The sequence below is a fragment of the Microbulbifer thermotolerans genome, assembly GCF_900112305.1.
In the GTDB taxonomy this organism is placed as follows: Bacteria; Pseudomonadota; Gammaproteobacteria; order Pseudomonadales; family Cellvibrionaceae; genus Microbulbifer; species Microbulbifer thermotolerans.
Map to the genome: position 1 here is coordinate 315,038 of NZ_FOKT01000002.1, position 16,010 is coordinate 331,047.

14 protein-coding genes and 5 tRNA genes are annotated in these 16,010 nt (G+C 50.1%); 3 read left to right on the forward strand and 16 right to left on the reverse strand.

Annotated features, from left to right (window positions below; all coding sequences use genetic code 11):
• Positions 1-24 precede the first annotated feature (24 nt).
• From BM155_RS03830 to BM155_RS03900, 15 genes are all read right to left on the reverse strand, one after another.
• Positions 25-1,941: a DUF4422 domain-containing protein gene (locus BM155_RS03830; RefSeq protein ID WP_074901162.1), complete on the reverse strand. Its 1,917-nt coding sequence runs from the start codon at positions 1,939-1,941 to the stop codon at positions 25-27.
• Positions 1,942-1,984: 43 nt separating this feature from the next.
• Positions 1,985-3,226 carry a polysaccharide pyruvyl transferase family protein gene (locus BM155_RS03835; protein WP_175487749.1) on the reverse strand — a complete coding sequence of 414 codons (1,242 nt, stop codon included), beginning with the start codon at positions 3,224-3,226 and terminating at the stop codon, positions 1,985-1,987.
• A gap of 31 nt (positions 3,227-3,257) precedes the next feature.
• Positions 3,258-3,881, reverse strand: a complete 624-nt coding sequence (locus BM155_RS03840) for an ABC transporter ATP-binding protein (protein ID WP_074901166.1) — start codon at positions 3,879-3,881, stop codon at positions 3,258-3,260.
• On the reverse strand, positions 3,881-4,657 hold the full coding sequence (locus BM155_RS03845; RefSeq protein WP_083421073.1) for an ABC transporter permease: 777 nt from the start codon (positions 4,655-4,657) through the stop codon (positions 3,881-3,883). The genes BM155_RS03840 and BM155_RS03845 overlap by 1 nt, the downstream gene beginning before the upstream one ends.
• A gap of 16 nt (positions 4,658-4,673) precedes the next feature.
• The gene (locus BM155_RS03850; protein WP_074901414.1) at positions 4,674-5,543 is read right to left on the reverse strand and encodes an NAD(+) kinase; all 870 of its coding nucleotides are present in this window, start codon (positions 5,541-5,543) and stop codon (positions 4,674-4,676) included.
• Positions 5,544-5,717: 174 nt separating this feature from the next.
• Positions 5,718-6,734, reverse strand: coding sequence for a 1-aminocyclopropane-1-carboxylate deaminase/D-cysteine desulfhydrase (locus tag BM155_RS03855; RefSeq protein ID WP_083421074.1), 1,017 nt, complete (start codon positions 6,732-6,734; stop codon positions 5,718-5,720).
• Entirely contained in the window at positions 6,731-7,516 is a 786-nt protein-coding gene (locus tag BM155_RS03860) for an RES family NAD+ phosphorylase (RefSeq protein WP_067153520.1), read from the reverse strand. The genes BM155_RS03855 and BM155_RS03860 overlap by 4 nt, the downstream gene beginning before the upstream one ends.
• Complete coding sequence (locus tag BM155_RS03865; RefSeq protein WP_067153522.1) at positions 7,513-7,878, reverse strand: antitoxin Xre/MbcA/ParS toxin-binding domain-containing protein; 366 nt, start codon at positions 7,876-7,878, stop codon at positions 7,513-7,515. The genes BM155_RS03860 and BM155_RS03865 overlap by 4 nt, the downstream gene beginning before the upstream one ends.
• A 172-nt stretch (positions 7,879-8,050) precedes the next feature.
• Positions 8,051-8,127, reverse strand: a tRNA-Asp gene (locus BM155_RS03870).
• Positions 8,128-8,154: 27 nt separating this feature from the next.
• Positions 8,155-8,230 (reverse strand) — tRNA-Val (locus BM155_RS03875).
• A 90-nt stretch (positions 8,231-8,320) separates the two neighbouring features.
• The gene (locus tag BM155_RS03880; protein WP_074901170.1) at positions 8,321-10,696 is read right to left on the reverse strand and encodes a DUF6351 family protein; all 2,376 of its coding nucleotides are present in this window, start codon (positions 10,694-10,696) and stop codon (positions 8,321-8,323) included.
• Between the two features lie 142 nt (positions 10,697-10,838).
• A complete protein-coding gene (gene cysC, locus BM155_RS03885; protein ID WP_074901172.1) occupies positions 10,839-11,462 on the reverse strand; it encodes an adenylyl-sulfate kinase in 624 nt (207 codons plus the stop codon).
• 237 nt (positions 11,463-11,699) lie between these two features.
• Positions 11,700-11,775 (reverse strand) — tRNA-His (locus BM155_RS03890).
• A gap of 294 nt (positions 11,776-12,069) precedes the next feature.
• A tRNA-Arg gene (locus BM155_RS03895) sits at positions 12,070-12,146 on the reverse strand.
• A gap of 21 nt (positions 12,147-12,167) precedes the next feature.
• Positions 12,168-12,244, reverse strand: a tRNA-Pro gene (locus BM155_RS03900).
• Between the two features lie 392 nt (positions 12,245-12,636).
• Between BM155_RS03900 and folD the strand changes: the two genes are divergently transcribed.
• The 3 genes from folD to BM155_RS03915 all read left to right on the forward strand — a co-directional run bounded on the left by folD (position 12,637) and on the right by BM155_RS03915 (position 15,440).
• Positions 12,637-13,485, forward strand: a complete 849-nt coding sequence (gene folD / locus BM155_RS03905; protein ID WP_074901174.1) for a bifunctional methylenetetrahydrofolate dehydrogenase/methenyltetrahydrofolate cyclohydrolase FolD — start codon at positions 12,637-12,639, stop codon at positions 13,483-13,485.
• Positions 13,486-13,654: 169 nt separating this feature from the next.
• A complete protein-coding gene (gene rsuA, locus BM155_RS03910; RefSeq protein WP_067153530.1) occupies positions 13,655-14,347 on the forward strand; it encodes a 16S rRNA pseudouridine(516) synthase RsuA in 693 nt (230 codons plus the stop codon).
• Positions 14,348-14,414: 67 nt separating this feature from the next.
• Positions 14,415-15,440: a class I SAM-dependent methyltransferase gene (locus tag BM155_RS03915; RefSeq protein ID WP_074901176.1), complete on the forward strand. Its 1,026-nt coding sequence runs from the start codon at positions 14,415-14,417 to the stop codon at positions 15,438-15,440.
• A gap of 10 nt (positions 15,441-15,450) precedes the next feature.
• Here BM155_RS03915 and BM155_RS03920 read toward each other — a convergent pair whose 3' ends face one another.
• Positions 15,451-15,906 carry a hypothetical protein gene (locus BM155_RS03920; protein WP_067153534.1) on the reverse strand — a complete coding sequence of 152 codons (456 nt, stop codon included), beginning with the start codon at positions 15,904-15,906 and terminating at the stop codon, positions 15,451-15,453.
• Positions 15,907-16,010: the final 104 nt, after the last annotated feature.

Genomic DNA, 16,010 nt, shown 5'->3' on the forward strand with positions numbered 1-16,010 from the left:
ATGCACCTAATAAAATAATATATTTTAGCTAACAGAGTATCTAAATTTTCTGTATATACCTAATAATTGAATATATACTCTAACCCCAAGCTTTCTTCGAATACTTCCTGGCGGAAAAATATGCTTGACAATAGGTCTCACTCTTTTCCTAAAACGCTCCTCGGCTCCGAGGCTCGAAGAGTTTTGAGAAGCTTGCATATTTGACAGCAAGCCAAATTCTTTTAATAAATATTTCGCATATTGCTCTTCATACCAAGGAGTTGCTCTTAAAGCATTCCAGTAAAGATCAGAAAAATCTACAGATTTATTTACCCATGGTTTTTGATCTCCAGCGTAATGAATCATGGAGGGCTCTTTCCTGGCAAACAGAAATTGCCTGTATGTGGAAAACCTCAAACCAGGGAAAAATTCATCAGTGTTACCGTTGCCATGAAAAACATTCCATTTCATTGGCAAAAATTTTACGCGGCCATGAAAAACTTTGTTCATTATATCCTGATCTAAAAACCAATAAGGTTTCTCTTTCAGGGTCTCCATAAGACTATAAAACGTATTTTCCTGTCGCATTAGATGAAGATTAAAGACAATCAAACCTGCCTGAAAATATTCATCTGGTTTTGCAAGCCCTAAATATTCTTTAAGATATGTCTCTGCTTCCATACATCCGGTATGCTCATCTGATAATGCACCATACTTGACGAAGCCTTCCATAACGATATCTTTTACAGCAGCAATTAAGCAGCCGCCTAAATCTATATCAAATAGCTTAGATACATCATCGTTTACCACTGTATCCGCATCAATAAAAAGCACTTTATCCTGAGATTGGAATATCTTTGGAATAAACAATCTCGCATATGTTGCGGGGCTAAAATGGGCTCGAGTATGAACGCTATCTAACACGCCAAAAGCATTGACATCAAAAAACCTTATAGAAAAGTTTTTATTACGCGACACCAAGGAGGAAAGCCGAGCTTTGTTCTTTTGGCTTACCCGATCTTCCAGGACCAAAATGTCATAATTTTTTTCAGGGTCCGAATGCTCGAGTATAGATTGGATTAAAGCCCCGCCAGAGTGGGCATAATTGTCATCAAAACATATAACTATTGGATGATTATTCTTATCAAATACTGGCTCTATAGATCCATTAAATTCTTGCTCATCAATGAATGTTCGCTGGAGCTCTTTTATTGTAATGTTTGATTCTTTTTCTTTATAAAGAAAAAATATACTCAATAGACGCTCTGCGATGTGCCCAAAAACGCGACGCTGCTGTTGATTATAATTTTGAAGAGAAATACAATCTTCCAGCTCATCAAGAATACCAAAAAGCCACTCAGAATACTCTTCAAATATATCCCGGCGCATCAAAAAAATATTCGTATAATAACCGTAGCTAGAATTGTTATACTCCACAACTGTACTACGATATTCTGGGTGCTGCTTCAACAGAATGTCTAAAGCAGCCTGATAGTCTTCAATAAATAAATCATTAGACCGTTTGTAATGATCGTAGTTGTTTTTACTTCCAGCGTTGCGAACATCCCATTTTTTTGGCAGAATGACATCAGTATTTTCTAGATGAGCTGATATATCTTCTTCGTTCAACCCATACTTTCTTTGATATTCCTGAAATTTCTCTTTAGCAGGGATTACTCCCCACTGGTCTTCTTTAAACTCTTGATTTGATGAAAAGTTTAAATGTCTCCGGTAGTGCATCAAGCCTAAATAATCGCTTGTATGATCATTCTTCCACATCCAGTAATGAGCAGTTAGCTCGCAATAAAATGGATTCTTGTAAGAGATATTATCTCCAGAGTCATCCCCAACACAGCCTATGTTCTGAAAGCTTATGGATTTACCAACATGTAACGGAACAAAACATTCCCCCTCTAAAATTGCTCCTGGCTTGTGATGTGATATATAGATTTTTAGAGACATAGTACACCTTCAAAAATAAGTCAGTCATCCCAAACCAAGATTATTAAATCCGTTTGAAAATATTTAGTCCAACTTTGCGCAGAGAATTGACGTAATAGCTGTAACGCTCAACATAATTTTCTTTAAAACCTTCCAAAGAGGAACGGCTCAATTTCTCAGTAATAATTTCATCAAAGTTGAAATCCCGCTTTAATTCGCCTAACGATATACTGGGAATTGAAAAAAGAGAAACAATTTCCTCTACCCGCAAATCATCATAAATCAATATGGATGGCACTGATGCCTGCATACTTGCAATTCCACAATGTAGCCTATCCCCAAAATATAAGTCTTGGCTAGATAGGAATTGGCGCCATGCATTAGAGTTCCGAAAATGTCTATATGATACAAATTCAGGAGCACAAAACCCCTTCGATAACAAGTATCTATCGACATACTCCTTGTTTACCGCACCAGACGCCTCATTATAAATCGGAAGCGAATCGTCAATCTCATCATTTTGGTATATGTCATCTTGAAAAACATAATGCACTGATCCAAGTTTTGACAAATTCAAAATAACCTGGGACCGGCATCTGTCGTATTTAAACGTTAAATCTCTTAAATAACCCGCAGTAACAATACTCAAGTCAACCGACAGCTTTTTCTTAGGGGCCTCTATCGCCAAAATATTTTCAGGGTATACAAACATACTTGGACACCCTAAAACTACCACATTGTTAATACCCGCAGCCCTTAACCAGTCTCTACTCGCCCTCCCCCTAACAGCAAACAGAGCAGCTTTCGATTCACATACTTTTAGAAACTTAACAATATTTTTGTCAAAATCCTCTAGTATTGGCGGAGTTTTCGTTTGTACTCCAACACCCATTACATAAAACGGGACTGTCAATTCATTTAGGATATCCGCAATTATTGAAAGGCGTTTAGTATTAGCCTCACTTTCCACTTTATTCCGCCCATGAAAGCGAATAACATTTGCCTCCGAAATAACAACAGCATCATATTTTTTTGAAACTTCTTTCGCTATCGCAACAATATCGCCATTATATTGCTCATAAAGTTCAGAAAAAAAAGTAAAACAAGAGTTAAATTTGTCATACTGTAGAGATCTCGATGGAGCCTCTACATGAATAATATTTCCAACATTATGAGTGCAAGTTCGGAGCTCTGATTTTAGCTCGCGCAAGTTTCTTGCAGGGTTTTGCGGACAACCTGCAGCAATCGGCAACGGATTCTTAGAATTTCCCGCTCCAATATGATACGGATAAAATAAAATTTTCAAGTTCAACTCCAAATTCACACAAACCAAAGGCTTATAATTTTATACTTCTATCACACAATAAATTAATATCATTTTTATTATGTGAGACAAGAACCACTGTTGAGCCAGACTTAACCTTTTCTAGCATTTTTGCATTAGATTTTTTTCGAAAACCTGAATCACCAACAGCCAAAGCCTCATCGATCAACAAGACATCAGCGTTTGTATTTATCATAACACTAAAACCTAACCGGGCCCTCATGCCAGAAGAATAAAATTTTACTGGCTTCTCAAAGAAATCATTCAAATCAGAAAAATCTTTAACTTCCTCAGCAATGCTTTCTGCTATCTTTTTGGAAAAACCGGTCAACATCAAATACAATATTGTGTTTTTCCTACCACTTACATTGGGGTCAAAGGCTAAACCTAAAGACAACAGAGCAGTAGAAAAGCCATAATTTCTTATTTCACCACATGTCGGTTTAAGTATTCCTGCAATAATTCGTAACAGTGTACTTTTCCCTGCCCCATTCCTTCCTTCAATCCCCAAGCATTCGCCTTTATATATATCGAAATTCACGTTTCTGAAAGGAGAGTACTTTTTTTCTTTATCAAATAAAGAGAACCCCCCTGTATACTCATATGACACGTTTCTTAGCTGAATAACAACATCCATCAGTGCTGTCCTACAACATTTGGCAATACTGCGTCCAATTTTCTGTATATATAAAAAACAACAAAAACCAATACAAAAACAGCCGACGACAAAACAAGAAAATACTGCCAATCAATGATTTGGTTGTAGAGTATACAACCCCTTATCCCCTCGATTATCATTGCCATTGGATTGAAATAAAAATAAGCTTGAAAGTTGTCGGGAACATCCGATACAGAGTAAAAAACCGCCGACAAGTAAGTGGTAAGCCTGACTGCATTCGGGATAATATGAGAAAAATCAGGAATATAAGCAACCAGCAAAGATATCAATGCACAGCAACTCCATATAAAGTAAAACATTATAATAAGCAATGGCAACACTTGTAAAAAATATAGCGTTGGCGTATAACCAATAACAATCAATAGAAAAACCAATAGTAAGAAAACCACTGCAAATTTTAGAGAACAACTTATAACCACCGCACTAGGTAACACTAGCTTTGGGAAACATAGTTGGTTAATTAGCCCCTTTTTATTGATTATTGCGTTGGTAGAGGCAGAAACCGCATGATTAAACCATTGCACTACTACCAGCCCAATTAACAGAAATGGAATAAATCCATCCCCCCCCCTTTTCAATAAGACCCCGAAAACCACATAATATACTGCAAGCATCAATAACGGTTCCAAAATCCACCACAAAAAGCTTAGATAAGTTCTTGATGCTTCAGAAAAAAGATCGCTCACAGATTTATAATATATGTAATCTCTGTATCTTTTAGAGACAGGAATCATAAAACACCTTTAATTACTAAATCGTCCACCCTAACTTAGACCTACATATCCCATAAAAATTATGATCTAGAGGGTGAATCAATGTTAAACGGTGTGGCTTTTTATGAATCCGCACTATATCTCCCGGCCCCGTAATCAATTGATCATGCCCATCACAAGTCACATGCGGATTCGCTGTGTTGTGTTCACTCACAACAATCTTGAACTCACTACTACCCTCTACCACAATCGGCCTACTGCTCAGCGTGTGCGGGTTCAATGGCACTAAAACAATCGCATCCAGCTTCGGATGCATAATCGGCCCACCACCCGACAGGGCATATGCTGTAGAACCCGTCGGAGTGGATACAATTAACCCATCCGATCGCTGTGTGTATACGAATTGACCATCGATGTAGAGATCAAATTCAATCATGCGGATGAATTCACCTGGGTGAATGACCACATCATTCAAAGCAGATCCCTTCCCAATCGGCTTCCCATCGCGGGTGACAGACATATCGAGCAGAAAACGGCTTTCAGCCATATATTTGCCGGCCAGCACTTCACCGACTTTCTGTTCAATCTCATCCGGAGTGATATCGGTTAGAAAGCCCAGGCGTCCACGGTTGATACCTAGGAGAGGAACGCTGAATTTGGCCAGAGCGCGCGCAGCGGCGAGTAGGCTGCCATCGCCGCCTACTACAATGACCAGATCACAGAGTTCTCCGAGCTTGTCTTTTGGGGCAACACGGGCAGAGTGGTCAGAAACAGCCCCAGCAGTTCCTTGCTCCAGAACCACTGCATAGCCTTCCCGTTCCAGAAACGCCATCAGACGTTTGAGCGAGAGAACAGCACTGTCACTTCCTGTACGACCAATCAAGCCAATATTATGAAATTCCGACACCACTCCCCCATAGTGCCCCATAACGGGCCCAGCATTTGACGTTTATTTAGCCGGCCCTAGTAACTGCACCTCTGCATGCCGACAGGAAAGCCCCCTAATTAGGAACCGGCAATTATGCCTGAGCTTAGAGTATGAGTCGAACTGACCCGGAGAGTTCAAATGAGAAGTTATGGCTCAATTCTGTAGCCTTTTCGACAGGACTTTTTCCCGAAATCCGCGCCGTCCTTGCAGCCCTCCCGAATGCAATACAAGCATTCGGCTTCCGGAAGAAATTCGCCCTCCCTCGCTTTCTCTATGTAACGCGTACATAAGCTTCGCGGTGTACACAGGATCGAGCGGTATACCGGTTTGGCATTCGAAGACTTTCTGGAAGTCTCTCAGATATTGAGGATTTTTCGCGTAACCACCACAGTGGTATGTGCTGCTCAAAAAAAGATCAGCTTCGGTGTGATATCGCTTTTTTGAGGTGCACCCTGGCTCATGCATGGCGCCATAGGGTTTAGGCAGTCGTTTCAACCATCGCTCTATAACCCGCTGAATTGAGCTGCCGGCTTTCAGCACTTCCACACCGCAGACAGAAAAGTGCGTGAGTGATGCGGCCAGGCCGGCTGCGGTCAAACCAGTGCCACAAGCAAGCCACAATTGGTCAAAATCTATGGGGGCTGTTTCTTCAATTACTTGCCCCAATAGCTGTATCCCCCTGGCACCAGCAAGATTGGCTCCACCTTCGGGGATGTACAGAATGCCCGGTTGCGCCAGGCCCAGCTCACTCAGGAATTCCGGTTCGTTGCGTCGGCGATAGGTTTCCCGTCTGACGAACCGAAGCTGCATGCCGAGACGCTCAGCATCCTGCAGTGTAGCGCTCAATACTGGACGCCGTTCACCACGGATGATTCCGATTGTGCGGAAGCCAAATCGTGCCCCCGCGGCTGCCGTTGCGTGGATATGGTTAGACCAGGCGCCGCCACAGGTAACTATGGTGTGGGCCCCCTGCTCTTCCGCTTCGAGTAAGTTGAAAAGGAGCTTATAGGCCTTGTTGCCAGAAATGACCGGGTCTAGCAGATCATCGCGACGAATCCACACCTCTATGGCTGGGAAAAGATCACAGTGGATGCGCTGATAGGGGATCTGCCGCGCAGTTTCTTGCAAATATACCGGATCGAGGTGCGTCAGGTAGCGGGGACTCATCATGCCGGCCTCGGTAGCCGTCCATTGACCTGAAAGCTTTCCAGGGCAAAACTGCACGTCTCCGTTCGGTTTCCGAACTTCACCAGAAAAACCACTTCCTTTTCGCTGGTATCTGCTGTGACATCTGCTTCCTGCATCGGCGGACGCTTGAGCAACGCCCCGGGTTCGAACAGGGCGACATTAATGCCTTCTGAGTTGCTGGGGGGCAATTGTGCCAACGCCGCTTGCAAAGCACGTGCTGAAGGTGTCTCAAGACCCATGATGCCGGCTTGGCGTAGCTGACTGCCCAGCTTTTGGCAAAATTGGTAGTCCTCCGGGTGCGTCACTTTCGACCAGTCACTTGCCCAGGCCGGGTCTTGTAGCCGGATACCGGGATCAGCACAGTACTTGGCGGAAAAGATAAGATGGTAACTGGTAATGGGGTGCAGGGGCACCGGGTCCATGTCATGGAAAAACAGTAATCGGTAGTAGGCAGCTTCGGCAAGCACCGTGGGAATTGTTTTGCTGCCATAGAATATGCCGGATTCCGCTGTACCGCCGAAGCGGGAACCCCAAGGTAAAGGCGGATAGCGGAAAGGGGTTGCCAAGAGATAATGCAGATTTTCACTGCCGGGCAAACGCGGTGGCTTGCTCTGTTCCAGCAGTTCTTCCAGCACTTGCTGTTTCTGCAGATTGTCGACCAGGCTACGGGTGGCGACCTCCTCCTGAGATTCGACGATCCGATACAAGCGGCCAAGCAGACGTTGGCAATTGGAGTGGATGCGCTGCAATAAATCGCCGCTCACACCTTACCCCGCATGGCATCCAGGTAGGAGACAATTCGGACTAGCCCATCAATGCGGCACGCCAGTGTCTTGGGCACCCCACCCAGAGCGCGGTTGGGTGTCGAGAACCAATAGCGAGCGCCTTCCGCTCCCCCCATCAGCACAAAGGCCGCTCGGTATGCGCGCACTAGCAGGAGAGCCAGTTGGCCGGGGGCACTTTCCGGGTCAAGCCCGCTTCTGCGCCTCAGGGTACGATCGTCCAGATGGATGATTTCGCCGAGCTCTTTCTTTTTCAGCCCAAGGTGGTCAGCGGTGTTCAACAGGGCTTCGAGAAGTACCGCGTCACCACTGGGGTGAGGCTGATAATTGGGAATTGAAGTCATGGCGCCTTCTCTCAACTGAGACTGGTCACTTGACCGAATATAGGGTTAAAACGGTCAATATGCAACTTAAGAGCGCTTTAGGTACTCAAGCGGGCTTGAGATCCTGCCGAGAACACACTCGGTCGTACAGGTATAAAAAAAGCCCACACTTCTGTGTGGGCTTTTGCGTATATGGCGGACCGGACGGGACTCGAACCCGCGACCTCCGGCGTGACAGGCCGGCATTCTAACCAGCTGAACTACCGGTCCGCAGTAGATGCACTTCCTATCAGGAAGTGGTGGGTGGTACAGGGGTCGAACCTGTGACCTACGGCTTGTAAGGCCGTCGCTCTCCCAACTGAGCTAACCACCCTTATTGCTTCAGGGCCTTGCCCCTCGAGCGACGCGCATCATACCGGATTGCGCGGGGCTGTCAACAAAAATACGCCAAAAATTTTTGCGGCTATGGATTTTCCTTTTCACCGCGTGGAAAAGACACGGGCAAAGGCTGCGGCTCCACTTCTTTTGAATCTTCCTCCGCAAGCTGATCGATGGGACGGCGGTAGTCTGGTTTTATCAAGTGTCCGGCAATTTCCACTGGACGTTCGCCAGGAATCAGCTCTTCTTTCGGTCGAGCGATATCCGGTTGATTGTAATTGCAAACACCGGACGGAAAGATCCGCCGCATATCGTCGATTCGAGCAGCGATTTCTTCCGTATACGCACCGTAAATCCCTTTGGCGATAGCCCGCTCCACCGGCTGTAACGCACACTTGAATACATCCCCGGTAATCGGCGCCCCTGCGACTTGGCGCGGTGTACTGTAAATCGGATAAACCTGCATACACTCGCCCACAGCCTGCCGGTTCCAGGCCCCATTCCACACACCTGTCCCTGCGGCCATCACATTGCCTTCCTTGTCAAAGCACCGATCGCTGGCGTCCTCCGGGCGATTGGCGGCGACACCGGCCTCGGGGTTGTCGATGATGTTCATCATCCAGCGGTCCATAGTGTCGAGCGCCTCATTGAGAGGGGTGTAATTCTTGTGGCTGATCCAAATTACCTGATTGTCGGCATGTCCCCTAGCACGGCGGATACGTTCACGGGCCGCGAAAGAGGCGGCGCTGTGGTGCATATCCAGATCTGTGTCCAAGTAGTGGCGCAGGTCAATGATTGGTATTTCCACATCACCGAGGAATACGTGGCCAGAGCGGTAAATTCCCTCTATTGCCTCCCGGCTAGCCCTGGTGCGCTCAGCCGGCTTATCCAGGCTTCCCAGGTTCATGTTCTGCTCACTCCAAATGGATAACTCCACCGGAAAAAGGCCGCCATTGACGAACCAAAGTTTTTCATTGCTTTGGTCCCGCGGCGACTTCCATCCCCCGATGGTGGCATTCAGAGCCAGAAAGGTGTCCACAGAAATTTTTCCATTCACCAAAGCCTGCAAACCGTACTGAACACCCTCGTTGTCCCAGGCGCTGTTGGCATAGCCATCGTCACCGGCCCCGTAAAACCGGCGCAAATCTTCCCAGTGGGACCAGTGTGTGCGGTTCGCCACCTCTTCGGCAAAGTTCTTTATGAAGTGCACAAAGTTGGGGTTGTTAACAAGCGGCACCAACCCGCGCCACCCCTGAGTACACTCGGTAGCTCCCCGCGTGGCATTGCGATAGCGGCCGTCAAACAAAGACGCAGCCCTTGTTAACAAGCGGAAGCGGCTGTTTATCTCATTATTGGCGGAAAGCCCCTGAATGAGCGTGCGGCTGGCCGCGTCGCGCCAACGGGGATTGGTCGCATCCACCACATCGAAAAAATACTCCAAAGGCTCGCAGTCGAATACATAGATGGTTTGGCTGACCATGTCAGGATAGGAGTAAAGAGGAATGGCTGCATCCAGCAGGCCAGGCGCATTCTGCGCAAATAAATACTGCTGGATAGCGCCACCGGAACCGCCGAGACCAACGGTGTACAGAGGTTCACCATAGAGCGCTATAAATTGTTTCTTCAACCGGCGCGCCGTATCCTCCGCCAGCCAAATGTTGTAATGGTTGCTGGTTTGGTTGGCGGTTGAGTAGACAACCGCATAGCCCCGCGCCAGCTGATCGGCGCGGCGGGTCACTATATCTCCCTTGCTGATATCGCCCTGACGACGGCCTATCCCCACGCCGCCCCGCATCTGATAGATCAGCCGGCGGTTCCAGTTGCTGGGACTGGGCCTGTCCGCGGACTCCCCCTCTCCCCGCAACGCGGCAATGGCGTAGAAGAACCGATTGATAGTACCGGTCTCGAGGCGCACCACGAAGTCGGTGGCTCTGCCGTTGACAGTCACCTGATCGATATCGCCATTGGCCTCTTCCAGCGGGTGAAACTTACCGTCGCGCGTGCTGCGGTAAAAATAGACAACGTCCGTTGGGTGGCTGCAATCACGGCTGTAGCCGATAATTTCTCCGGTTTTATTGCCCTTTTCGTCCACGGCAAATACAGGGACACCCTCGCCCCGCTGATTGTCCACCAGCGGTTGGCGGCGGGTAATGGCATTGGAGCCGCAGTAAAAAGGATAGGTAGAGGGGCCCGCAAATAGCGTTTCCACAGGACCGACCTCTCCAATAGTGATCGGAAAAGGGAAGTATTCCGGCGGGCGCTCCATTACCCGCGGATGTGGCCCGGTATAGGCGGGTGCGGGATGATGATCCAGTGCCCCCTCTGGCACTCCGACTACAGGCGCCTCGGGTACACCGGGTAACCGGGGCAGCTCACGGTACCCATACCAAGCGCCGAGTCCAACTGACAACGCCAGTGCTAAAAGGCACCCAGAGAGAATCCCCGCTCTCCGAACCGACATATTTGCCTCCACTGCTGCTGAATGGTACAGCTTGAGTATATGTACGGACGGGCGGGCCAATCGGCAGTTGGCGCCGAAGGGGACTTCAATAAGAAATGATCACCGCCCCGCAAATTGAATGCGGGGCAGAACCACGATGTGATTAAGCGATGATTCCTCGGGCCTGAAGGCTGGAAATGACCGTTTCCACCTCTTCTTCCAGGCTCATGCGGTCAGTGCGCAAATGCAGCTCGGGAGAGAGCGGCGCTTCATAGGGGTCATCGATGCCGGTAAAGCCACGGATCTCTCCGGCGCGGGCTTTTTTATAAAGCCCCTTGGGATCTCGGGACTCCGCCTCTTCTAGAGCACAGTCGACAAAGACTTCCAGATAAGGCAGGTTGCCCTCCTCGTGCATACGGCGCACCATTTCACGATCTTCCCGGTAGGGGCTGATAAAGCTGCTCAACACCACCACACCGCTGTCAGCAAACAGCTTGGATATCTCTCCCACGCGGCGGATGTTCTCCTTGCGGTCTTCCGCAGAAAAGCCCAGGTTGGAATTGATTCCCAGGCGAATGTTATCGCCGTCCAGGCGGTAGCTCAGTACCCCACGGGCAGCGAGCGCCTTCTCCACGGCAACGGCGATGGTGCTCTTGCCGGAACCAGACAAACCGGTGAACCAAAGGGTCACGCCCTTATGGCCGAGGATACTTGCCCTGTCCTCACGGGTCACATCGCCCTCGTGCCAATGTACATTTGTCGCCTTGCGTTCAACAGTTACGGTCACCGGTTACTCCCAATTGCAACTTTGTAATCTCTTCTTCCTTCCCGAGTGGGCAATTGTTATAACCAAAAGCCAGCAAAACTCAGGAGCGCTTATTATCACGGACTGGCGCAAGCAGCGTAAAGCACCCTTTTATAGCATTCGGGTCTGAATCCATGACAAAAAAGCAGGGCTGCGCTTTTAGGTGCTAACGGGAATAGGGATACAAAAAAGCCCGGTAGAAACCGGGCTTTCGGTGAATGGGGTGGCCGACGGGGATCGAACCCGCGACCTCAGGAGCCACAATCCTGTGCTCTACCAACTGAGCTACGGCCACCATAGAAAGTGCTATGTGATTGCGCCCTGTGGCGACGCAACTGGTGGAAATAACAATAATTCCCACCAAAACCAGACAGAGTCAATACCAGCAGCAAGTTCCTCTAAACTGCCAAGCTCAACGCCACCGCACATGGTTGGCACGCCCGGCAGGGTCAGAGCGACCGTCTGCAAAGCATTGCTTTGCGGTTGCTCTGGCGCCAGCCAGCCTTGCTGACTGGCCGGAATAGTCCTGCGACTCGATACCGGCAGTAAGCTTTTCGAAACCGCCAAGCTCAACGCCACCGCACATGGTTGGCACGCCCGGCAGGACTCGAACCTGCGACCATCCGCTTAGAAGGCGGATGCTCTATCCAGCTGAGCTACGGGCGCAAGGTAAACCCGGTAAGCGTCTGGTCGGGGCAGAGGGATTTGAACCCCCGACATCCTGCTCCCAAAGCAGGCGCGCTACCAGACTGCGCTATGCCCCGCAAACTCTTTGCTCCATCGCTCTGGACGCGCTTTATGGCAACTGCTGCAGCGCCATCTTTAAGCCACCTCCCTTGCGAGGAGCGCGCATAATACTGACAGCTTAGCGGGGAGTCAACGGCGCCAAGCCATTCTTTTTAAAGAAGTTTAGTCCGGCGAAGATCTCCGCCCTGGTGAGCAATCGGAAGGCGTGGCCAAATCGAGAAATTAATCGGCGGCTGTGCGAAAATAGGCGGCTTCGCCAATTAGGCCGGACGGCTTGGCTCAGCGTTGATGGACACTGGCGGCGAGAGGGAGGCTATACCAGGCTTACCTGAAAGCCGCCCCAGCCACTGGTGCTCCAGAGGAGCGCATCCGGCCCGAGCCCAACATTCACATTGTTTGAGATACATCTATGTCTGCACTGGTTCTGGACGGCAAAGCCCTGGCACAGAAAACGGAACAAGAACTCTCGGCCCGTGTAGCCGCGCTGAAAGAAAAAAGTGGCGGCCAGACACCGATCCTGGCAACTATCCTAGTGGGTGACGACCCCGCCTCCGCGACTTACGTAAAAATGAAAGGCAACGCTTGCCGCCGCATCGGTATGGACTCTCTGCAAGTGGAAATGCCCGCAAGCACCACCACCGAACAGCTGCTTGCCAAGATAGAGGAACTCAACGGCAATCCCAATGTGCACGGCATTCTGCTGCAGCACCCGGTACCCTCTCAGATCGACGAGCGCGCCTGCTTTGACGCCATCGCGCTCGACAAAGATGTCGACGGCGTCACCTGCCTCGGTTTCGGCCGTATGGCAATGGGAGAAGAAGCCTACGGTTGTGCAACGCCCAAGGGCATTATGCGGCTGTTGGAGGCCTACGGTATTGAGATCGCCGGCAAGCACGCCGTGGTTGTCGGTCGCAGCCCCATATTGGGCAAGCCCATGGCCGCGATGCTGCTAAATGCCAACGCCACGGTCACCATCTGCCACTCCCGCACCCGGGATTTGGCAGAGCACATCCGCCGGGCGGATATCGTTGTCGGTGCCGTTGGCAAACCGGAATTTATCAAGTCCGATTGGATCAAGGACGGCGCTGTGGTTGTGGATGCCGGCTACCACCCCGGCGGTGTAGGCGATATCGAACTGGCACCGCTGGTGGAGCGCGTCGCCGCCTATACGCCGGTGCCCGGCGGTGTCGGCCCTATGACCATCAATACCCTGATCTATCAATCCGTGGAATCGGGTGAGCGCAAGATCGGGGGGTAACCCCGCCCCGGCCCTCTTCCACTGAGGGGGAGAGGGCTGCAATACCTCAGTCAGCCAAACGCCTATCTCCTCCGGGGCACTCCATTCCAGGAGATAAGGCCTATGGAAGATCTTGAATCACTGCACCTGATCAGAATTTGTGTCACTGGATTGGGGAGCCAGACCACCCATGCGTTTAGATAAAGCAGTCAGCCAGGTCACCGATCTCTCGCGCTCAGACGTAAAACGCGCTGCCAAGGCGGGGCGTATTTCTGTCAATGGGGATATTGTGACGGACCCTTCCTCCAAGGTGGTAGAAACGGACACGCTTTGCCTGGACGGAGAACCACTGCTGGAACCGGGGCCGCGCTACCTAATGTTGCACAAGCCGCGGGGCTGCGTCAGTGCCACCAAGGACAGTGAGCACCCGACAGTACTTGACCTGATCGATGAGCCCAACAAACACAAACTGCATATCGCGGGACGCCTGGATATCGACACCACTGGACTACTGCTACTCACAGACGATGGCCAGTGGTCACACAAAGTTACCTCCCCGCGACACCACTGCGACAAAACCTACTATGCCCACCTGGCGGAAAGAATCGATGAAAGCGCGGTAGAAAAATTTGCCAAAGGCATCTGGCTTGAAAATGAGAAGAAGCGGACCAAACCGGCAACACTGGAAATCCTCTTTGCCAACGAGGTGCGCGTCACTATCAGTGAAGGCCGCTACCACCAAGTCAAACGGATGTTCGCCGCGCTCGGAAACAGAGTTCTGGAACTACACCGGGAGCGCATCGGCGACATAGTACTGGACGAAACACTACAGGAGGGAGAGTACCGCCCCCTCACCCCGGAAGAAATCGCCTCGGTAAAATAATCGGCAGCTCTTGCCGTAATTCCACCGGCGCAGCCTGCATTTGCCCACGATACAACCAGGAAAAACAATGGCCACCCTACTCAGCCAAGAGCTGCAAGTCGCTCCACGGGACACCCTCTGGATCGCCGATGAAAACAGCAAATCGCTGCTGATGCAGGGCTTCACCTTCGCCGGTGACCTACTCAGCAATCGCTGGGATGTCGCCAAACTGGCAGAAGGCAAAGTCGGGCGCAGCTTTTTTAATGACTTTGCGTTTGAGGTACTGGAACGCAGTTACCGCCGCATTGTTTACCCGGTCTCAAAAGAAAAAGCGGTGGTACACCATGTCATTAACCGGGCACCACACCTGTTAGAAGAAGTAGAAAGCGGAAATCCGGGCGAACTGGTATTACTGGGCGGCAAGCAAAGCGGTATTAAAAGTTACGCCACTAAAGCGGCACAGCGTTTTGGCTGCGCGAAGCAGCTGCAGAAACACGGCACCGAATATATCAGCTGCAATCCCCTGCACCGCAGTGGCGGTGAGGCGGTGGACGACCAGAACTACACGCAATTGCGCCCGCTGGAGGAATTGCACGGTCTACACAGCAAGCCCGGCCTGTTTGGCTGGAATAAAATCGACCGCGGCAGCGCCCTGCTCGCCCGGCACTTTGCGGAGCTGACGCCTTCGGATGGCGCTTGTGTAGTCGATCTCGGCTGCGGTTACGGCTATCTCTGTGCGCAACTTGCCCAGCAGGGACATTTTCACTTTACTGCCACCGACAACAATGCCGCTGCCCTACTTGCCTGCAGTAAAAATTTCCGCGAGCTGGGTATCGAAGGTGTGGTGGTCCCATCCAATGCAGGTGCCGAATTGACCAGCGGCACAGCCGATCTGATCATTTGCAATCCGCCCTTTCACCAGGGGTTCCAAGTGGAGGGAGAGTTGACCGATCGGTTTCTTTCCCAAACCGCGCGCCTGCTCAAGCCGGGCGCACCGGCGCTTTTTGTGGTCAATGCGTTTATCCCGCTGCCGAGAAAGGCGGGAGAATATTTTTCCGAAGTGCATCTACTGGCGAAGGAAAACGGCTTTTGCGTTTACAAACTGAGCATCTAGAAGTGGAGGTTTAATAATCCCGCAGATTAAACAGGTTTATGGACAAGGTGTGTTCCTCCAGCTCCTCCAACTCCTCCAACCGTTCAAAGGCCTCCCGTGCCGACTGAGTCTCCGCGCCTTGGGCCAGGTCCCGGTATTGATCGGATAAATACACCTCGACATCCATCGCCACTTGGGCAATCTCATCAAGGTTGTTGATATCGATATTGCGCAGTCTTTGAAGGAGTTCCTTCTCCCGCCCCTCGGGCGCGAACTGAACCCAAGTGTGCAGAGCGCCCGGAGTCAGATCATCGTGAAAATTCTCCAGCGAGAACTTCATCGACTCCTCCCGCCGCCGCAGCTGATCTAGCAGCAACTCGATGCGCTTATCGGTGGCCAACTGTTCGTACTCGCCGTACTGGCGCGCCAGCCTGGCATGAAAGTCTCGCCCCTCCCGAATCACATCCTCCACAGTCTTATAACGCATTACCCGGTCCCGGAACACAGTATGCCTCTCTTCAGTATAGGCCCGGGGTGACAAGTGGCGCCAATCGACGGTAGCACTACAAAGGTCCCGGGACCGGCAAATTC